Source organism: Sphingomonas sp. P4_G3, from assembly GCF_056401105.1.
The window spans coordinates 695584-714798 of record NZ_JBFUJZ010000001.1; the positions used below are offsets into that span (position 1 = coordinate 695584).

Consider the following 19215-nt stretch of genomic DNA (forward strand, 5'->3'; position numbering starts at 1 on the left):
CGTTTAGTTGCTGAAAGCAGCGGGATTCAGGGGGCAACGCGGTTGGACATCGCAGCAACGGTACGGAAGGCGGCCAAGATGTCGGGCGAGCTCGGCATCCGGACGCTCGACCTGCAAGCAGACATTACCGAACTGGCCGAGCGCGTGACCGCGCAGGCGACGACGATCGACACGATCGGCGGCGAAGCGGTACGGCTGGCCGATGACGGCACCGACGTCGCGCGCGCGGCGGAGGAGGCGCGACGCAGCACCGCGGCGGCACGGCTGGTGATCGAGGATTCGACGCGCCAGCTGTCCGACGCCTCGATCAACGTCGTCGACCTGATCGACCAGGTCAGCCGCATCCATGCTAGCCTGGGCGCATTCAACGAGGCGCTCGCCTCGGTCAGCCACGTGACGCAAGTGATCAGCGGGATCGCCAGCCAGACCAATCTGCTCGCGCTCAACGCGACGATCGAAGCGGCGCGCGCCGGCGACGCCGGGCGCGGCTTCGCCGTGGTCGCCGGCGAGGTCAAGAAACTGGCGCAGGAAACCGCCGCGGCGACGCAGACGATTGAACGCTCGATCGGCGCGCTGGCGGGCGAGGCCGCAGGAATGCTCGACCGCGTCGCGCATGGCGTCGAGACCGCCAAGACCGCGCATCAGGGCAGCAAGGACATCGAGGAGCTGGTCGATCGTCTCGGCGCGCTGATGCGCGATCTGTCGGGATCGAGCGAGCGCGTCAGCGACCGCATCGGATCGATGGTCGACTCGGTCGGCAATATCCGCACTGGGCTGGGCGCGCTGTCGACCACGTCGGGCGCCAATGCCGATGGACTGCAGCGTCTGTCGGAGCGCGTGACGACGGTCAGCGACGACACCAACACCCTGCTCCAGCATTTCGCCGAGAGCGGTGTGGAGATGATCGATTCGCCGTACATCGCGTTCGGCCTGGATGCCGCGAAACAGGTGTCGGACGCGCTGACCCGTGCGGTCGCCGATGGCAGGATCTCGATCGCCGATCTGTTCCGCGACACTTATGAGCAAATCCCGGGCACCAATCCGCCGCTCTACACCCACCCGGTCCAGCCGTTCATCATCCCCGCGGCGCGGCCGCATCAGGAACAGGCGCGGAGCTATAAGGGCTTTTTCGGGATGAGCTTCACCGACCGTAACGGCTTCGGTGCGGTCGCGATGCCCGAGCGCTCACACGCGCAGCGCCCCGGCGACGATGGCTGGAACCTGGAACATGCGCGCTGCGGGATGATGTTCGAGTTCACCGAGACGCAGCAGCAGTGCAAGATCACCGACCCGTTCTGCCTCAAAGCCTATCGACGTCAGGTCGCCGATGGCAGCGTCGTGCTGCTCAAGCAGGTGATCGCCTCGATCGCGGTCGAAGGCCGCCATTGGGGCATCCTGCAATTCGCCTATGAGGACCAGGGCTGACTAGCCTCTAGTCCTCCAGGTCCTCGGCTGGCGGCCGTCGCCAGCTTGCATGAAGCGTCGGGATCGCATTCCACAGGATCAACAGATACATCGCGGCGAATCCGCCCAACGCGACCATTTCGGCCGGCGGGCGCTGCTGAACCCATGCCAGGATCGGCAGGCCGACCAGCCCGCACACGGCGAAAAACAGAATAACCGGCAGTGCGGTCAAATACGCCTTGGCACGGATCTCCGCGTCCAGTTCGTCGACGCGCTCGGTGAACGACATCCACGGCTTGATCGGGCCCATGAGCGGCAGCCAGCCAGACAGCACGAAGCCCGCCAATAATATTCCATCGCCGATCAATAGGATGCGGCCGCCGAACAGGGCGGTCGCCATCCCCGCCGTTCCGAGCGCGAGTGAGATGAGCGCCAATCCTCGCAACGGCCGCCGCCGCGGCGGTCCCTTTGCCAGAGCCGGAATGCCCGTGCGGTTGGCGATGTCGTCGAGGCGCTGGGTAAAGGGTTTGCTCGTCATGCGGTATCTCCCGCCCGGCGCAGGACTGCCGCCACGGGCTCGAAGGGGGTGAAGGAAAACAGATGCTCGATCGAGACGTCGAACTGGGCGGCGATCTTCATCGCGAGCTCGAGGCTGGGCTTGTAGTCGCCACGCTCGAGATAGCCGATCGTCTGCGGGTTTACGCCGACGGCTTCGGCTAGCGCCTTGCGCGAGATACCGTGTTCGGCCCGGAATAAGGCAATGCGGTTATAGAGCATAATTAGTGTGTTCTCGCGATTATATGTTGTGTTTACACAACGAAATGTCGAAGGAGTCAATAGGGCTTGTTCGGCGCGCCGCATAGGATAGAGGGCGCGGATGCGGTGGGTGAAACGTGTCGGTGCCGGGCTGCTTTGGCTGGTCGTGCTCTTGTGCCTGGCGATCACGATCGTCCCCGACTTCCTCGACGCGCGTTACTATCGCGGGCCGGCGAGCGATCATTTCGATGGCGAGCGTTTCATCAATCCCGACGGCGCAGATGATGCGCTGTCGCCGCCGGGCGGCACCGGCACGCTGCTGCGCTACGTGACCGCTCGCGACAATCGCCCCATCTGGCCGGATCGCGTCGCGGTGACGCCGGCCAAACCCCCGGCACGTGTCGATGGCGGTCGGATGCTCGCGACCTGGGTCGGACATGCGACGGTGCTGGTGCAGACACAGGGGCTCAACATCCTGACCGATCCGGTGTGGAGCAAGAGCGCGGGGCCGTTCGGGATCGGGCCGACCCGCGTCGCCGAGCCGGGCATCCGGTTCGCGGACCTGCCCAAGATCGACCTCGTGCTGGTCAGTCACGATCATTATGATCACATGGACCTGGCGACGCTCAAAAAGCTGTGGAACCGCGACCATCCGCTGATCGTCACCAGCCTGGGCAATGACAGTGTGATCGGCCAGGCCGGCGTGCCCGCGCGCGCGCTCGATTGGGGTGGCCAGATCGCGGTCCGGCCGGGCGTGAGCGTGGTCGTCAATCGCGGCCATCATTGGGACAGCCGCTGGTTCGCCGATCGCAATCGTGCGCTCTGGTCGGGGTTCGTTGTGCGACTGCCAGGCGGCAATCTGTTCTTCGCCGGCGATACCGGCGCGGGCGATCTCAAATGGGCGGACCAGGCGGCGTCCTACGGTCCGATCCGGCTCGCGCTCATCCCGATCGGCGCGTTCCGCTTCACTGCCGGGCAGATGGCAGCAGGCAGCCATGTCGGCCCGGTCGACGCGGTTGAGGTCTATCGTCGGCTCGGCGCGGCACAGGCGATCGCGATCCATTGGGGAACGTTCCGCCTGTCCTATGAAGGCTGGGACACGCCGCCGCGGCTGCTGGCGGCGGCGGAGGCGTGTACTGGACAACGCGGATTCTCCGCGGTGCGGATCGGCCGGACGATGGACGTGCCCGCCTTTGCGCCGCAGCCTGCGCGTCCGCCGGTCATCCGCGATAACCTGTTGCGCTGTCTCGACACTCCGGCGGTTGCGGCGCTGCGCTGATGTACCGCAATGGGTCGCGTGACCGCTTGGGGTCGGTCGCGCCCGATGCTATGAAGCGCCGGGGAGGGGGTGTCGCAATGTCCCGAACAATGGCGCAACGACGCCGCTACGAAACGTCGCTCGATCGCATTGGGCTGGCGATCGGCGCGGGTGGGCTGATGGGCGGCGCGATCGCCGTGCTGCTGATGCTGTTCGGCGGCGCCTTCGCGATCGGCACGCTGGCTATCGCTTTGGTCATCGGATCGGTGCTGACCGCGCTCGCCGTCACTGCGCTTGCCGCCTTTCCCTGGATGCTGCTCCACGCCGCGGGTCGCCGCGGGCCGATCAGCGCAGCGCTGCTCGGCGCCGCGATCGGCTTCGTCGTGTTCCTGGGCGGGCAGACCTGGATTTACGGCCTGGTCGAAATGCCCGCGATGGACGCGCGTACCTTGCTGTTCCGCTGGGCGAGCGGCATCGCCACCGCTCTGGTCATGGGCATGATGTCGGCCGGTATCGCGGTGGTGATGTGGCGCGTGGCGTATCGGCGGACGGATTAGCGTTTCTCCACCGGATGGCGGCCCGTGACGACGCAGAAAATCGCGCCGTCACGAGTGGTGCGATCAGATCAGCTGCATTCTCCGACGCGACGGGAGACGGTGTGCGTCTTGGTCGTCGCATTGACTGGCCCGGCGCTGATCGTGCTTTCGGTATCGTATGAGACTTCAGTCGGGCTGTACGATCCCGCCGTGTTCACTGTCATGGTACCGTTGGGCAGCTTGCACGACGCCTCTGACGCGATCTTGCCGCCGGTGAAGGTGCTGCTCTTGATCGTGCAGTCGACCTTTGCGTTCTTGAGCATCTCACCCGGACCCTTGGTCGCCATGTCGGGGGTGACGCACGCGGTGATCGTCTGTGGCGCAGGTTTAGGGGGTGTCATGCCCGCCGGCATTCCTGCGGGCAGGCCACTGGTCTTGGTTTCGAGCGTCGTGATCGTGGTCTCCCACTTGCCCGGCTGCATCTTCAACGAGGCGGCGGTCGGCAGCGCGTCGCCGGTCGTGGTGACGGTGCCGGTCTCCGAATTGGTGGTGATCGTCGTCGAGCTGGTTTTCTCTCCGCAAGCGGCCAGCGCGAGCGCGGCGGTGGCGGCGATCAGGGGGGTGGTGCGCATCTTTTCTCTCTCCATGGTGGATTTCGGTGCGACCGTTCCCGCTTTGTTGCGGGTGGGCGCTAAAGTCACCATATTCGCGAACTATGGCAATCCAGATTCGCACCAGCCTGGCTGAACCCGAAACCGGTCAGTCCTTTGTCCCCCACCGTCCAGAGCGACCGGAAAAGGTCGAGGGCGGCAAGGCGTTCAAGCTGGTCAGCGACTACGAACCGTCAGGCGACCAGCCGGGCGCGATCAAGGAATTGACCGAAGCGGCGCTGGCCGGCGAGCGCGATCAAGTGCTGCTGGGCGTGACGGGGTCGGGCAAGACTTTCACCATGGCCAAGGTGATCGAAACGCTGCAGCGGCCGGCGCTGGTCCTCGCGCCCAACAAGATCCTCGCCGCGCAGCTCTATGGCGAGTTCAAGAGCTTCTTCCCCGATAACGCGGTCGAATATTTCGTCAGCTATTACGATTATTACCAGCCCGAGGCCTATGTGCCCCGGTCGGACACGTACATCGAGAAGGAAAGCTCGGTGAACGAATCGATCGACCGCATGCGGCACTCGGCGACGCGGTCGTTGCTCGAGCGCGACGACGTGATCATCGTCGCCTCGGTCAGCTGCCTCTACGGTATCGGCTCGGTCGAAACCTATTCGGCGATGATCTTCGACCTCAAGAAAGGCCAGACGGTCGATCAGCGCGAGATCGTGCGCAAGCTGGTCGCGCTCCAGTACAAGCGCAACGACGCGGCGTTCCAGCGCGGCAATTTCCGGGTGAAGGGCGACACGCTGGAAATCTTCCCGTCGCATTATGAGGACACCGCCTGGCGCGTGTCGTTCTTCGGCGACGATATTGAAGACATTACCGAGTTCGACCCGCTGACAGGCAAGAAGGTGGCGAGCCTGAATTACGTCCGCGTGTTCGCCAATTCGCACTATGTGACGCCCGGGCCGACGCTGAAGCAGGCGATGGAAGCGATCAAGCACGAGCTGGCCGAGCGGCTCAAGGAATTGCAGATCGAAGGCAAGTTGCTCGAGGCGCAGCGGCTCGAACAGCGTACCAATTTCGACCTGGAAATGATTGCGGCAACGGGATCTTGTGCCGGAATCGAGAATTATTCGCGCTTCCTGACCGGGCGCCTGCCGGGCGAGCCGCCACCCACGCTGTTCGAATATCTACCCGAGAACGCACTGCTCTTCGTGGACGAGAGCCATCAGACGATCGGCCAGATCAACGGCATGGCGCGGGGCGACCATCGGCGGAAGATCACGCTTGCCGAATATGGCTTTCGTCTGCCGTCGTGCATCGACAACCGGCCGCTCAGGTTCAACGAATGGGACGCGATGCGCCCGCAGACCACTTATGTCTCGGCGACTCCCGGCGGCTGGGAGATGGAGCAGACCGGCGGCGTGTTCGCCGAACAGGTCATCCGCCCGACCGGCCTGATCGACCCGCCGGTCGAGATCCGCCCGGTCGAGGAGCAGGTCCAGGACGTCATCCAGGAGTGCAACAAGACCACGGCGATGGGCTATCGCACGCTGATCACCACGCTGACCAAGCGCATGGCCGAGGACCTGACCGAATATATGCACGAGGCGGGGGTCAAGGTCCGCTACATGCATTCGGACGTCGAGACGCTGGAGAGAATCGAGCTGATCCGCGATCTTAGGCTCGGCGTTTACGACGTGCTGATAGGCATCAACCTGCTTCGCGAAGGCCTCGATATTCCGGAGTGTGGCTTGGTCGCGATCCTCGACGCCGACAAGGAAGGTTTCCTGCGCTCGGAAACCTCACTGATCCAGACGATCGGCCGCGCCGCGCGCAATGTCGAGGGGCGGGTGATCCTCTATGCCGATCGCATGACCGGCAGCATGGAACGCGCGCTCAACGAGACCAATCGCCGCCGCGAGAAGCAGGAAGCGTATAATCTCGAACACGGCATCACGCCGACCACGATCAAGCGCAATATCGGCGACATCATCGCGCACGTCGCGTCGAAGGATCAGGTCACCGTCCCGATCGACGACGACCGCCCGCACATGGTCGGGCACAATCTGCGCGCCTATATCGAGGAGCTCGAGAAGAAGATGCGCAAAGCCGCGTCGGACCTCGAATTCGAGGAAGCCGGGCGCCTGCGCGACGAAATCCGCGCGCTAGAGGCGGAGGAGCTCGGCCTGCCCGTGGACGACCGCGTATTGCCGCCGGTGATGGGCCGCTCGAACGAGGGCAAGCCGGGCACGCGCAAGACGCGCTACGGGAAAGTGCAGAAGAAATTCGGGAGCGGGAGTCGGCGGTAGAGCTGGGCGCCGAAGACCGCGTAATAGGGTCATGCCCTTCTTCCAACCGTCACCCCGGCCTTGTGCCGGGGTCTACCGTGCAGCCGTTCCGATCCTCACGATTCCTACTGAAGGCTCGCCTTCTGGGTCGGAGGTCCGGTGGATGCCGGCGCAAGGCCGGCATTGTCGGAGCGGCGTGATTACTCCGTTCGGCTCTACCACGCGGGCAATGCGGCTGACCTGGCCCGGCTGAATTCCGCTTGCAGACGCCAAATTCGCGTTGAACAGCGCCCGACGTCGTTTCTATCCTATCGTTCTCCCGCTCCAGCGGCTGACTTTCCCGGCAATAAAGGGAGATCGGCATGGCGACGGTCGCGGGGCGTGTTAACGAGCGGTTGAGCAGGGAGCGCCGCTTCTTTCTCGGCATGGCGGGGGCGATGATCGTCCTGACCTTCGCGGGCTTTGCGCCATCTTATTATCTCTCCGGCGTATTTGGCGGTCCGCGGCTGTCACTGCTTGTTCATGTCCATGGCGTGGTCTTCACCCTCTGGATGCTGCTCTATCTGGTTCAGACCGGTCTGATCTCCGCCGGGCGCGCCGACGTGCATCGTATCGTCGGGCCGGTGGCGGTGCTGGTCGCGGTGGCGATGGTGCCGCTGGGGATCGCGACGGCGATCATCACCAAACAGGTCACCGCTGCCGCGCATTTGCCGCCATCGGGCCCACCCTTGGTCTTCCCGCTCGGCGCGGTCCTGACCTTCGCGGTGCTGACCGGCTGGGCCGTGGCGATGCGCAAGCGCGCGGCCTGGCACAAGCGGCTGATGCTGCTCGGCACGCTCGCGCTGCTGACGACACCGTTGGCGCGGGTCACGCGGATGTCGCATTTGCCGCTCACCCCGCCCTTAGGCGGGATGGTGCTGACCGACTTCCTATTGTTGGTGCTGGTCGCCTACGATCTGCGCACGACGGGCAAGCTGCACGCGGCGACCAAATGGGGCGGCGCATTCTTCCTGCTCACCCAGGTCATCCGCATCGTGCTCAACATGATACCCGCCTGGCAGGTCTTTGCGAAAAGCCTGACCGGTTGAGCTACCCGACCGTCAGGTCCTGCTTCTCGGCCCCGTAATAGCTCGCCAGTCGATCGGCATAAGCCTGGTCGAAATCGGGTGCTGCGCCCGACCAATTGGGGCCGCCCTCCAGGGTCTTAGGTTCGACGCTGGCGACATAGGCATCGGCGGCGAGGTCATAGGCGAGCAGCTGGATCGGCACCGCGTAGAAATGTTTGCCGACGCCCAGGAAACCGCCCAGGCTCAGCACCGCGTACATCGCGCGGCCCGATCTTTTGTGCACCATGAACGCGTGGAGCGTACCGATCGTCTTGCCGCCGTCCCGGCCCCGGACCTTCATTGTCGTGTCCAGGGTCGCCGCCACCAGCGGTTGGATGCTCGTTTCGGCCACTTTTACCCTTTCGCGGATGAATGCGAAACGATCGTAGCGCGACGTACGTCGCCGATCCACGCCCGAATGGCGCTTTGGGGTTGAGGCCGGCGTCGCGCACGGCCATGGTCGGCCGATGCGCTACAAGTTCGTCGTCGTCGCAACGTCTGCCGCTCTCTTGCTCGCCGGCTGCGTCCCGCCACCCGCGCCGCCGCCGGTCGCGCGGCCCGCACCGCCGCCCGTGGCGCAGCCGAGCCCGCCCCCGGTCGTCACGCCGCCGCTCGCGTCCGACTGGAACCAATGGCCGTTCACGCCGGGCGACTGGGCATATCGCAAGGATGGCGTGGGTTCGATCGCCTTGTTCGGCCCGGTCGGCGCCGATGCGCTTCTCACCCTGCGCTGTGATCGTACGCGCGGGGCGATGTATCTGTCGGTCCAGGGGACCGGCGATGCCGCGACGATCCGTACGACGACGCTGACGCGCTCGATCTCGCTGCGCGCGACCGGCGGCGATGCTGGTTATGTCGCCAGCCAGTTCGCACCGAGCGATGCCATGCTCGACGCGATGGTCTTCAGCCGCGGGCGGTTCGTCGTCGATCGCGCCGGCGCCGCGCCTTTGGTCGTGCCGCCTTATGCCGAACTCGGCCGCGTGATCGAGGATTGCCGGGGATAAGTTCGTCGCCTCGCACGTTGTGCCCTTGTTGTCGCATCGCTGGTGCGGAAAACCGGTTCCCACTTTTCCGCGCGATGCTCCGATCGCGAGGAGATGACACATGATCCGCAAGCTCAAATCGGGCGAATACCGGCTCTATTCGCGCAAGGTCGACCCCAAGACGCACAAGCGCCGCAACCTCGGCACATTCGACACGCGTGAGGGCGCCGAGAAGCACGAGCGCGAAGTGCAATATTTCAAGCGGCATTGAGTGATGACGGCCGCAAAGAAATGGTCGCAGGACGTCACCGAGCATTCGGATGCGCTCGATCTCGAGAAGGACGTTTTCACACGCGACGATCCGAAATCGATCGCCTTGTCGCTCAAGCGCTCCGCCGAGCTCAGTCGTCGCCGCAAGGGGGCGCCGTTCCAATCGGCGATGTCGATGTTGACTTTCTATATCAACCGCGCGGGCAAGGACCTGCCGGCGAAGCAGAAAAAGGTGCTGGAAAAGGCAAAAGAAGAGCTCCGCGCCGCGTTCGGGCGCTGACAAGCAACAGGCGGGAGAGAATCGTCGATTTTCTCGAACATTACAAGACTTGAATTACGAGTCCGTACGATTCACATTGAGGTCGTGGCCAGTGTTGGTCACGGTGTTTCAACAAGCGAAAGGAGGTGATCCGATGTCTCATGGTTCAGCAATGGGGTCGGTTCAGTTCGTTCGGGGGACGCGCCGCTAAGTCCGCCGATCCTTTGCGGGGGGTATCCTCCCTCAATCAACGCTTAGGGTCACAGGAATAGCGGTCCGCATGGTCCTCCGGGCTGGAGCTTCCGGCCGCTGACCATGTTAGGAGGTTGCCGGGGATGGGAATCCCCGGCAGCCTCTTTTCATTTATAGCCTATCGAACGCTAAAAACGGGGACGTCATGACCGCGGATGTGAAATATCGCCTGGGCGGGCTGCTTTGCCTGATCGCCTTTGTCGGTTTCGGCTGGTGGGGTATCTGGCAGCCGTTACAGGCAGCGCAGGCGCATGCCGCCGAAGTCCGTTATTCGCTCAAGATCTTCGTGCTCGTCCCCGCCTTGCTGGTATTCGGCTTGTTCTTCCTGATCGGCGGCGCGCGCTGGAGCTATCGCGACGCCGCGAACCGAAAACTGACCACGATCGGCTGGGGCCTGATGGTTGCGGTAGTCGTGATTTCCGGGCTGAGCTTCTGGTGGCTGCAGCGCACCTTCGACGCGCTGGGCTACACGTCAGGCTGAAGCCCTGCGCCGGCCGCTTGAGCCGGCCCGACGGTCAGGCGATCTCGTACGCTTCGGTATCGAAACGCTTCATCATCCGCGCGAATTCGGCGGTGTTGCCGGCCCAGTTGTTGGGCATCACGCCGTCATCGGTCTTGTACCAGCTGCCGCACCCGGCTGCCCAGGATGTGGTGGCCAGCCGCGCCTGCAACGTCAGGTTATAGGCGTGGTGCGCATCGGGCGTGACCGCGATCCGGCGTGCATCGCCGCGCGCCAGCTTGAGGATAGCCGGCAGCGCATATTCCATCTGGCGTTCGACCATGAAGATGATCGAATTGTGCCCGAGATTGGTGTTGGGGCCATAGAGCAGGAACAGGTTGGGGAAGCCGGCGACGGTGGTGCCGCGATAGGCGCTGGCGCCGTTCGCCCAGGCCTGTGCCAGACTCCCGTCCGGCCCGTTGATCGCGATCGGCGCGACGAAGCCGTGCGTTTCGAACCCGGTTGCCCAGACGATCGTATCGAGCTCGATCAGTGTGCCGTCGGTAAGCCGCACGCCGGCCGGTTCGATCCGGTCGATCGCGCGCGTTTCGAGCGTGACATTGTCGCGCACGAGCGCCGGATAATAATCGTCGGACACGAGCGTGCGCTTACAGCCGATCGGGAAATCGGGAGTCAGCGCCTGGCGCAAATCGCGGTCGGCAATGGTAGCGGCGAGATAGTCTAGCGCCATCTTCTCCATCTCGCGCGCCTTGGCGCCGCCCGGCTCGGCGATCGCCGGGTGAGTCGCCTCCAGCCGTCGCCAGATCAGCGCGCGAAACGCCTTTCTCAGCAACGGGACGCTCGCGAAGAGCCGCTTCACCATTGGTGCGATCGGCGCGTCCATGCGGGGAATGACCCAATGCGGCGATCGTTGGAACACGGTGAGATGCGCGGCTTCCTCCGCGATTTCGGGTACGATCTGGATCGCGCTGGCGCCGGTGCCGATCACCCCGACACGCTTGCCGGCGATCGGTGCATCGGCGTGCCAGCGTGCGGTGTGGATCTGCGCGCCGGCAAAGCTCTCGCGACCCGGCAGATCGGGGGTACGTGGGCGGTTGAGTTGGCCGGTTGCGACGATCAGCACCGGGGCACGCCAGCGATTGCCGTCGATCGACGTTACCGTCCATCGCGTGCTCGCCTCATCCCAATCGGCGCTCGCGACCTCGACGCCCAGGCAAAGATGCGGCCGCAGCTGGAAACGATTCGCCTGGTCACGGAAATAGTCGAGAATCTCCGGCTGGCGCGCGAACAGCTGCGACCAATGCGGATTGCCCGCAAAACTGTAGCTGTAGAGGTGGCTCGGCACGTCGCAGCCGGAGCCCGGATAGCAATTGTCGAGCCAGGTTCCGCCGACCTCCAGGCTCTTTTCGAGGACGGCGAAATCGACCCCGGCCTGCTTCATCCGGATCGCCGCCAGCAGCCCCGACATGCCGGCACCGATGATGATCGCCTGGGTTTCGAGCGGGGCAGTCATGACGATAGCATAACCTGCGCATCCCGCTTGTCGAAGGGGAGGAGTTGGACGATGAAGGCGCGCCATAAAAGGGGACCGCCATGCGTCGCTTCGCCGCTCTGATCCTGCTCGCCACACCGTTGCCCGCGATCGCGCAGGATGTGCCGGCGCAACATGCCGTTACCGAGGTCTCGATCGATCAATTGCGATCGCGCATGGATAAGGGACAGGACACCAGCGCCGACATCACGCGCGCCTATCTCGATCGTATCGGGGCGATGGACCGCAAAGGTCCGGCGTTGCGCGCGATCATCGCGATCAATCCCGATGCGCTTGCACAAGCCAAGGCGAGCGACGCGCGGCGCAAGGCGAAGAAGCTGCTTGGCCCGCTCGACGGCATCCCGATCCTGATCAAGGACAATATCGAAACCAAGGATCCCGTTCCGACCACCGCTGGCAGCCTGGCGCTCAAGGACAATCTGACCCATCGTGACGCACCGGTCATCGCGCTGCTGCGGGCGCAGGGCGCGGTTATCCTGGGCAAGACCAATCTCAGCGAATGGGCCAATATCCGCTCGACCAAGGCGATGAGCGGGTGGAGCGGGATCGGCGGACTGGTGCGCAATCCCTATGGTCTCGATCGCACCGCCTGCGGTTCGTCGAGTGGGACGGGTGCGGCCGTGGCAGCGAGTTTCGCCGCGGCGGGGCTGGGGACGGAGACCGACGGATCAGTGGTCTGCCCCTCATCGATCAACGGACTGGTCGGGCTGAAGCCGACGCTCGGGCTGGTCAGCCGCACTTATGTCGTGCCGATTAGCCATAGCCAGGACACGCCGGGGCCGATGGCGCGCAGTGTCAGCGACGTCGCGATCTTGTTCTCGGCGATGATCGGCAGCGACCCGGCCGATCCGGCGACCAAGGATGCGGGAAAATACCGCAAGGACTTCACCGCCGGACTGGCCGCCGCATCACTCAAGGGAGCGCGGATCGCGGTCTACCGCCCCGACATGTCGCCGCTGGTTGCTGCGCGCTTCGATCAGGCGTTGGCGGTGCTCAAGGCGCAGGGCGCGGTGCTGGTCGATGTCCAGCGGCCCAAGACCGACGGCATGGCCGACGCCGAGTTCGACGTGTTCAAGTTCGAGCTGAAGACCGACCTCGACAAATATCTCGCCTCGACGCCGCCCAGCGTGAAGACGCGGACGATCGACGACGTGATCGCGTTCGACACCGCTAATGCCGATGCCGAAATGCCCTATTTCGCGCAGGAGATTTTCGAGATGGCGGCGAAGTCCAAGGGGACGGGCGAGCCGACCTATCAGGCGCAGCGCGACAAATCGTTCGGCCTCGCCAAAGCGGCGATCGACGGCATGCTCAAACAGGCGGATGCGACGATCCTGGTGCAGCCGACTTATGGGCCGGCCTGGTTGAGCGATCCGATTTATGGCGACCAGTATAACGGGCCGAGCTCGTCCGAACTGCCGGCGATTTCGGGCTATCCCAATCTGACCGTACCGATGGGGCTGGTGCGTGGCTTGCCGACCGGATTGTCGTTCATCGGCCCGGCCTATAGCGACGGCAAGCTGCTCGAAGCCGGTTATGTCTATGAGCAGGCGTCGAAGGCGCGGGTCGCGCCGTCCTATGCGCCGACGGCTGATGCGGGAGCCGGGGTGGAGGGTAAGCGCTAGCCCTGCCGCTCTTCGAGCAACTCCTCACGCACCTTGACCGCCAGCAGCGAGGTGCGGACCTCGACGATGAAGCTGACGAGCGCCGCGATCAATAGCAGCATCGCAAGCGTGAAGGTGAGGGCGACGATCGTCGCGATGCGCAGCCCGATCAGTTCGGCGACGAACAATTGCGCGACGACCAGGCACGTCATCACCGCACTCGACACCGCCAGGAACAGCCCGAAATTGATCACCCTGATGCGCCGGTCGAGGATGCGCAGTTCCGAGACGTAGCGGTCGCGATCCGGGCCGCTCGATAACGGATGGAGCTTCTCCAGGTCGCGCACGCGGTCGACCACGCGCGCCATCCGGCCGACCAGCACGTTGAGCAAGGCGCCGATACCGGTCAGCATGAACACCGGCGACAGCGACAGCTGGATGGTCTGGGCGATCGTCGAGACGGTATTGGGCTGCATCGCGGGGCATCATGACGGGCTGACGGCGATTAGGGAAGCGATAGGAGTGTGCGATCGCTTGCACCGAGGGTCGCGAGCCATGTCTTTTTCGCCAAAAACGGCTTGGTAACGGCTGACCGGTATAGCCGGCCGCCATGACCAAGCCGATGTTGCTCAGCGAATTCACCCGCCTGCCCCCCGCGATGCGCGCCACTGCGTTCGACGGACTGTCGGCGTTGATCGATGCGGTCGCGGAGCAAGCGGACGAGGGATACCGATTCCTCCGTTACCAATGGTTCGCCGCAGCGATTGCCGCTTATGGCGGTCGCGCGCGGACCTTGATCGTCGAACGCGACGGCTATCCGGTCATTGCGCTGCCGCTGGCCGGATTCGGACCCGAGGCCGCGAGGCTAGCCGCGATCCCCGGCTGCTATTGGCCGTTTCGCGGCTTCCCCGCTTGCGCCGACGCATCGGACGGCGCGTTCGATGTGCTGGTCGATCGACTGGGGCAAGAGGTCAACGGCCTGCGCATCGGGCCCTCCTATGATGGCGACCCTGCGGTTAGCGGGCTGATCGCGGCTGCGAGGCGACGGCGCTGGGTCGTGCTCGACCGCTTCGTGGCCGATTCCTATCTGCTCGACATGGCCGCTGCGCAACGCCAGGGGGCGTGGCCGCGCGCATCGACGCTCAAGAAGAACCGCTTCCATGAAAAGCATCTGGCGGATCATGGCGCGCTCGACTGGCGTTTCCTGAGCGGCGGAGATCTCGCAGGAGGCGGATTCGATCAGCTTGCCACGGTCGAACAGAAGAGCTGGATCGCCGCGCGTACCGATGGCAGCGACGCCAAATTCACCAAGCGTGGCCATGGCGCGTTCTGGCGCCAGGCCGCCGCCGATCCGGTGATCGCCGAGATGATGTCGGCGGCGCTGTTGACGGTCGATGGGGTTCCGGCCGCCTTTTCGTTCGACCTCAATCTGGGCACGCTCAAATACGCCATCGCCAACAGCTATGATCCTGCCTTTGCCAAACATTCGCCGGGCAGGCTCCTCTATTATCGCAATCTCGTCCGGGCGCTGCAGCAGGGTATGACCAAGGTCGATTGGGGCGCGGGCGACAGCGGTTACAAGAGCACGATCGGCGCCGAACCGGGGCCGGTGATCCGCGACTGGCTGTTGCTCCGGCCCGGTGGGCCATCAATGCTCGGCCGCGTGCTTCAGGGGATGTGGCGGCGGAGCGGACAGTCGCCGGATCAGTCGTCCAGGCCGACTGGCATCAACGACTAATCGCTCTCGTCCCGTGACGACAGGCCGAGCGAGAAACCCTTCGCCTCGGCGGCATCGAGCGCAGCGCGCACCGCTTCGGTGATCGCCTTGCGCGTGACGCCGGAGCCGGCGTGCAGCTTCAGGGTCAAGGTGTTCTTGTTGGCATTCGCGCTCATCGCCAACCGGCCGGTGGGGCCGCGCAGTTCGGCGGATTGTTCGGGCGGGGGGCTCGACGCGTCGTTCAGCTGCCGCAGCACTTCCGCTGCGGGGTAGGGCGCCAGACCGTCCGTACGGCGGGCCATTTGCGCGCGGGCGATCTGGATCGCGGTCGCCATGATCACCGGCCCGGCCGGCCCGTCGAGCTTCTGCGCTAGCGTATAGGCCGGCTTTAGATGGAGATCGCTCGGCGACCCGAACGCCGCGAGCAGCTGATCGGGTAGCGCCGATACCCGGATCATCTTGGATAGCCAGGATTTGGACAGCGCCAGCCGCTCGGCCATCCGGGTCAGATGGCCGTCATAATGATCGTGCAGCGCGGCCGCATAATTGCGCGCGCGTTCGATGTCGGACACGTCCTTGCGCGCGCGGTTCTCCAGATCGGCAAGGCGGAAGGCGGCCTCGTCGTCGAGGATTTCGACCTGGATCAGGAAGCGCAGCGACGGCATGCTGGTCGCACGCAGATACGACACCGCGAAATGGCGTCGCGTGCCGGCGATCACTTCATATTCGTAGAGAGCGTCGTCGAAGACAGGCCGCACGACTGCGGCGACCTTCTGCATCCCTTCGGTCGCGATCGACTGGATCAGGTCACGGCAATTGTCGGGATTGAGGTCGTCATAGATGCGCGCATTGCCCGGCCAGATACGCACGCGTGCCGGGTCGACCAGGAATTGCATTGCTTCATACGCCCATTCGTCGCGGCGGCGGGGTGCGACTGGCGGTGGTGCTTCTGCCGACTGGGAGGGCATCGGTTCAGCGGGCGGTGCCGGGGGAACGGCCGCCGTCCCCTCCGCCTCAGCGCGGGCGCGGTTGAACAGGTTGGCAAAGCTGGGCTTGTCGCGACGCTCGGTCATTGCGCGCTACGATAGTCCGGGTTTGACGCCGCCGCCAGCGTTCCGGTCGGCCGGCGATTGTCAGACCTGTAAATAGCGGAAATACCAGATTTTAGAATATACCACTCTGAGGCTTGGAATAATCTTTTGAATATGTGTGATAAAAATTAGGTCATCCCACGACTCTGCGGCTTGGGAAGTGGCTTAGCAATCACGCTCGAGAGTAAACTGGGGTAATCGTGTACCGCCACGCACGCCCTACGAATACCGCTCCCCAAGCCATGTCACTTTCGCCAAAAGGGCCTAAGTGGCAACGGCAGATATTGGGCCGACTGCGGACTGGCAGCTTTTTGGCCCAGTGTTCCGCGAAAGCGGACATCACGAACGTGAACTATCGGATGACTGGAGTCGGGCCGTAGGCCGGCTCGCCGTCCTGACCGTCAATCGAATAAAGCGGACAACTGTGTCCCTAAGGCCCGCTGCGTCAACCGGCGTGCGCCGGTACCGCGGAGGCCGATGCCGGAGCGACTGCCGTCGGCGTCGTTGCCGGGGGCGAGCCGGCGGTTGTCGCGGGCCGCGCTCCGGTTCCGGCCGATGGCTGCTGCGCCCCCGCGACTGGCTGCGCCCCTGCGACTGGCTGCGCCCCTGCGACCGGCTGCGCCCCTGCGACTGGCTGCGCCCCTGCGACCGGCTGCGCCCCCGCTACCGGCTGCGCCCCCGCTACCGGCTGCGCCCCTGTCACCGGCTGCGCCCCCGCTACCGGCGCCGAATGCCCAGGTGTCACGGGAGTTCCGGCAGCAGCGGCTCCGGTCGGCGTCGTTCGGCCCGAAGCCGGCTGCGCTGGCGCAGAAACAGGCACGGGCGTCGACGGTGCGGACGGCGGGCGTAGGCCGGCATCCAGTCGCGCGGCGCGAGCCGCTTCGTCGGCCGATTCCGCCGTCTGCCGCGCCGTGCGGTCGCTGGCGATCCGCGCCGCCTCAGCATCGGGGTTGATCGTATTGACGCGGATTCGCTCCACATCCTGGACGCCGGCCAGCCGAGTGAGCGGAACGTAATCGGTGCGGAACACCAGCTCGACCCCGCTGCTCAGATTGACGTCCGTATGCATGTTCTCGGTGGTCTGGGTGCGATCGGTCGTGACGTAACCGATCGTGTTCTGGACCTTGGCCTCCGCGCCCCAGGGCCCGAATTTGGCATTGACGCTGGCGTTGGTCGTATTGTGCAGGTCGAATTGCGAGCCGCGGTCGTTGGTTGCCGCGCTGGTCGCATCGATGTGGAAGTTCATCGCAGCATTGAGCCGCCCGCTTTCGATGACGATGCGCTGAAGGCCCATCTGGATCATCGTCGCGAGCAATTGCTGGCGGTTGCGCGCCAGTGTCTGCTGGACGAACGGCACGAGCGTTTCGGGGTTCGATCCGGGCGGCACCGGATCGCCTGGCGCGATGCCCAGGGTGCTCCGCAGGATCGCCTCGGATGGCGGCTGCGCTCCCGATTTGAGCGCAAGCCGGGTGGAGGCGGCGCGCTCGGCCTCGATCTCCGCCTGGCGCTCGCGCCGTTCGTCGGGGCTGAGGCCACTCAGATCCTCGGGCAGGCTGTCGCTGTCGTCGCCTCCCTGCACTTCGTACGAGGCGGGGAAATGCTCGGCGAGCCATTGCCGCGCGCCGCCCACCCCGACATTGCTGTCGGCAAATCCCTCGGTGGTCTGCGCGACATTGCGAATCAGCTCTACAAACGCGGTGAGCTGCTGCTGGTTCGAATCGTTCATCGCCTTGAACACGCCGCTGATCAGCTCGGTCACGAAGCGCGGGAACGACACCGCGTTGAGCACCGCCTGGGTCGTGCCGGCGACGCGATCGACAGCGACGCCCGAAAATTCTGAGCCCGCGTTCTGCGCCAGCGCGAGCACTGGGCGCGGACGCCGGGCGGCTTGCAGATCGTCATGGTCGAGCGCGGCCGATCCGATCTTGACCAGTCCGCGCGCGAGATCGCGCCGCGTCGCCTGGTCGAGCGCGTTGAACCCCTGCTGTGTCGACAGGAGGGCGCGGACATTATGGCGGACATCATCGCGTGCGCCAGGTCGGCCCGGCCGCGGGACGGGCACCGGCGCCAAAAAGGCAGCCGACGCCATGTCAGCCGCCCAGCGCGGCCCAGGACGAACTTGCAGGCGGCGGCGGTGGCGGCGCGATCGTCGTAGCGGCGGGCGCGGCGTCCGAGGCGACGCTTTCGCCGATGCTGAGCGTCGCCTCGATCCAGTCGGCCGCCGCGCCTGCCACGGCATCGCCGATAGCCACCAACGGCCCGGCTCCCGAAACCCGATCGGCAATGTCGGCAAGCCAGGCGATCACCGTCATCCCGGCCTTGCCGCGATGGACATAGGGGCTTGGCTGAACCGGCTGCCGGTGGGCGGCGCGGGCAATGCCCGTCACTACGTCCCACACGTCGCGCGCGCCGAAGGCATGGCGCAGGTCCGGATGGCCGACGATGGCGAAGGCGTCCTTGAGCATCTGGACGATCTCGCCCGCCATGAACGCGGTGATCCCGCCGCTCGCCTGGGCGAGGTTCTGGACCAGCGCTCGCGCCGCGGCGCGCACCCTCGCCTGTTGCGCGCTGCCGCCATAGGGATCGCCCGCCGACAATTCGTCGAGCTTGTAGAGGGACTCGCACAATTCCAGCATGCGGTCCTCGAATTGGAAATTGCGGTCGGCGTCTGCCGCGACAGGACCGGCCGAGGTACCAAACAGGCGCGAGAAGAACGCACCGCGTTCGGCCGCGCTGACGCGCTCGTTGCGGTGGCGCCACCACGTCGCGACCAATTTTTCCGCGCCACCAAGGTCCAGCGTCGTGGCGCCGGTCGCAGACAGGCCTGCGAGCGTTTCCACCGCGGGGATGATCCCGGCGGGTTCGAGATCGGCGGCAAGGTAGAGCGAGGCCAATGCGCGCAATTGCGCCTTGTCGACGCGATCGGTCGCGGCGTCGGGAATGTCGATATCGCCAAGCTGATCGAGCGCGAAGGCGAGGCCCGGCGCGGTCGCGCGTGCCACCAGCCGCTCGCCAGTCGACAACGCCGCGCAGAGCTGTGCGTCGGCGATCGGAGCGATGGCGGACATGCCCATGGC

At 65.1% G+C, this 19215-nt stretch carries 20 protein-coding genes; 11 read left to right on the plus strand and 9 right to left on the minus strand.

Going from position 1 to position 19215, the window contains the following annotated elements; translation table 11 throughout:
- Nucleotides 1–78: 78 nt before the first annotated feature.
- On the plus strand, nucleotides 79–1425 hold the full coding sequence (locus AC1DQQ_RS03335) for a methyl-accepting chemotaxis protein (RefSeq protein ID WP_478029011.1): 1347 nt from the start codon (nucleotides 79–81) through the stop codon (nucleotides 1423–1425).
- A gap of 7 nt (nucleotides 1426–1432) precedes the next feature.
- Here the strand turns inward: AC1DQQ_RS03335 and AC1DQQ_RS03340 are convergent, their stop codons facing one another.
- Nucleotides 1433–1942, minus strand: coding sequence for a hypothetical protein (locus AC1DQQ_RS03340; protein WP_478028387.1), 510 nt, complete (start codon nucleotides 1940–1942; stop codon nucleotides 1433–1435).
- A complete protein-coding gene (locus AC1DQQ_RS03345) occupies nucleotides 1939–2181 on the minus strand; it encodes a helix-turn-helix transcriptional regulator (protein ID WP_478028389.1) in 243 nt (80 codons plus the stop codon). Before AC1DQQ_RS03345 ends, AC1DQQ_RS03340 begins: the two co-directional genes overlap by 4 nt.
- A gap of 100 nt (nucleotides 2182–2281) precedes the next feature.
- Here AC1DQQ_RS03345 and AC1DQQ_RS03350 point away from each other — a divergent pair, with 100 nt between their 5' ends.
- Both AC1DQQ_RS03350 and AC1DQQ_RS03355 read left to right on the plus strand, forming a co-directional pair.
- A complete protein-coding gene (locus AC1DQQ_RS03350) occupies nucleotides 2282–3439 on the plus strand; it encodes an MBL fold metallo-hydrolase (protein ID WP_478028391.1) in 1158 nt (385 codons plus the stop codon).
- 77 nt (nucleotides 3440–3516) lie between these two features.
- Complete coding sequence (locus AC1DQQ_RS03355; RefSeq protein ID WP_478044229.1) at nucleotides 3517–3975, plus strand: hypothetical protein; 459 nt, start codon at nucleotides 3517–3519, stop codon at nucleotides 3973–3975.
- Nucleotides 3976–4043: 68 nt separating this feature from the next.
- Here AC1DQQ_RS03355 and AC1DQQ_RS03360 read toward each other — a convergent pair whose 3' ends face one another.
- Nucleotides 4044–4586: a DUF3617 domain-containing protein gene (locus AC1DQQ_RS03360; RefSeq protein ID WP_478044230.1), complete on the minus strand. Its 543-nt coding sequence runs from the start codon at nucleotides 4584–4586 to the stop codon at nucleotides 4044–4046.
- Between the two features lie 83 nt (nucleotides 4587–4669).
- Here AC1DQQ_RS03360 and uvrB point away from each other — a divergent pair, with 83 nt between their 5' ends.
- Nucleotides 4670–6865, plus strand: a complete 2196-nt coding sequence (gene uvrB / locus AC1DQQ_RS03365; RefSeq protein WP_478040442.1) for an excinuclease ABC subunit UvrB — start codon at nucleotides 4670–4672, stop codon at nucleotides 6863–6865.
- Nucleotides 6866–7206: 341 nt separating this feature from the next.
- Nucleotides 7207–7932 carry a hypothetical protein gene (locus AC1DQQ_RS03370; RefSeq protein WP_478040443.1) on the plus strand — a complete coding sequence of 242 codons (726 nt, stop codon included), beginning with the start codon at nucleotides 7207–7209 and terminating at the stop codon, nucleotides 7930–7932.
- A gap of 1 nt (nucleotide 7933) precedes the next feature.
- Here the strand turns inward: AC1DQQ_RS03370 and AC1DQQ_RS03375 are convergent, their stop codons facing one another.
- Nucleotides 7934–8302 (minus strand): PRC-barrel domain-containing protein, encoded by a 369-nt coding sequence (locus tag AC1DQQ_RS03375; protein WP_478044231.1) that lies wholly within the window; start codon nucleotides 8300–8302, stop codon nucleotides 7934–7936.
- A gap of 115 nt (nucleotides 8303–8417) precedes the next feature.
- Here AC1DQQ_RS03375 and AC1DQQ_RS03380 point away from each other — a divergent pair, with 115 nt between their 5' ends.
- The 4 genes from AC1DQQ_RS03380 (at nucleotide 8418) to AC1DQQ_RS03395 (ending at nucleotide 10195) form a co-directional block, all read left to right on the plus strand.
- Nucleotides 8418–8954 carry a hypothetical protein gene (locus tag AC1DQQ_RS03380; protein ID WP_478040445.1) on the plus strand — a complete coding sequence of 179 codons (537 nt, stop codon included), beginning with the start codon at nucleotides 8418–8420 and terminating at the stop codon, nucleotides 8952–8954.
- Nucleotides 8955–9054: 100 nt separating this feature from the next.
- A complete protein-coding gene (locus AC1DQQ_RS03385) occupies nucleotides 9055–9204 on the plus strand; it encodes a hypothetical protein (protein ID WP_157082174.1) in 150 nt (49 codons plus the stop codon).
- A gap of 3 nt (nucleotides 9205–9207) precedes the next feature.
- Complete coding sequence (locus AC1DQQ_RS03390; protein WP_478040612.1) at nucleotides 9208–9483, plus strand: DUF3175 domain-containing protein; 276 nt, start codon at nucleotides 9208–9210, stop codon at nucleotides 9481–9483.
- Nucleotides 9484–9859: 376 nt separating this feature from the next.
- A complete protein-coding gene (locus AC1DQQ_RS03395) occupies nucleotides 9860–10195 on the plus strand; it encodes a hypothetical protein (RefSeq protein WP_478040446.1) in 336 nt (111 codons plus the stop codon).
- 34 nt (nucleotides 10196–10229) lie between these two features.
- On the opposite strand, the gene AC1DQQ_RS03400 is transcribed toward AC1DQQ_RS03395, so the two are convergent.
- On the minus strand, nucleotides 10230–11687 hold the full coding sequence (locus tag AC1DQQ_RS03400; RefSeq protein WP_478040447.1) for a flavin-containing monooxygenase: 1458 nt from the start codon (nucleotides 11685–11687) through the stop codon (nucleotides 10230–10232).
- 80 nt (nucleotides 11688–11767) lie between these two features.
- Between AC1DQQ_RS03400 and AC1DQQ_RS03405 the strand changes: the two genes are divergently transcribed.
- Nucleotides 11768–13351 (plus strand): amidase, encoded by a 1584-nt coding sequence (locus AC1DQQ_RS03405; RefSeq protein ID WP_478040448.1) that lies wholly within the window; start codon nucleotides 11768–11770, stop codon nucleotides 13349–13351.
- Here the strand turns inward: AC1DQQ_RS03405 and AC1DQQ_RS03410 are convergent.
- Nucleotides 13348–13806: a DUF2721 domain-containing protein gene (locus AC1DQQ_RS03410; protein ID WP_478028408.1), complete on the minus strand. Its 459-nt coding sequence runs from the start codon at nucleotides 13804–13806 to the stop codon at nucleotides 13348–13350. The two genes, AC1DQQ_RS03405 and AC1DQQ_RS03410, sit on opposite strands and share 4 nt — an antisense overlap.
- A gap of 134 nt (nucleotides 13807–13940) precedes the next feature.
- Here AC1DQQ_RS03410 and AC1DQQ_RS03415 point away from each other — a divergent pair, with 134 nt between their 5' ends.
- On the plus strand, nucleotides 13941–15068 hold the full coding sequence (locus tag AC1DQQ_RS03415) for a GNAT family N-acetyltransferase (RefSeq protein WP_478040449.1): 1128 nt from the start codon (nucleotides 13941–13943) through the stop codon (nucleotides 15066–15068).
- Here the strand turns inward: AC1DQQ_RS03415 and AC1DQQ_RS03420 are convergent.
- The 3 genes from AC1DQQ_RS03420 to AC1DQQ_RS03430 all read right to left on the minus strand — a co-directional run bounded on the left by AC1DQQ_RS03420 (nucleotide 15065) and on the right by AC1DQQ_RS03430 (nucleotide 19206).
- Nucleotides 15065–16120, minus strand: a complete 1056-nt coding sequence (locus AC1DQQ_RS03420; protein WP_478044232.1) for a ParB/RepB/Spo0J family partition protein — start codon at nucleotides 16118–16120, stop codon at nucleotides 15065–15067. The genes AC1DQQ_RS03415 and AC1DQQ_RS03420 overlap by 4 nt on opposite strands.
- A gap of 463 nt (nucleotides 16121–16583) precedes the next feature.
- A complete protein-coding gene (locus AC1DQQ_RS03425) occupies nucleotides 16584–18227 on the minus strand; it encodes a hypothetical protein (RefSeq protein WP_478044233.1) in 1644 nt (547 codons plus the stop codon).
- A 1-nt stretch (nucleotide 18228) separates the two neighbouring features.
- Complete coding sequence (locus AC1DQQ_RS03430; protein WP_478044234.1) at nucleotides 18229–19206, minus strand: hypothetical protein; 978 nt, start codon at nucleotides 19204–19206, stop codon at nucleotides 18229–18231.
- Nucleotides 19207–19215: the final 9 nt, after the last annotated feature.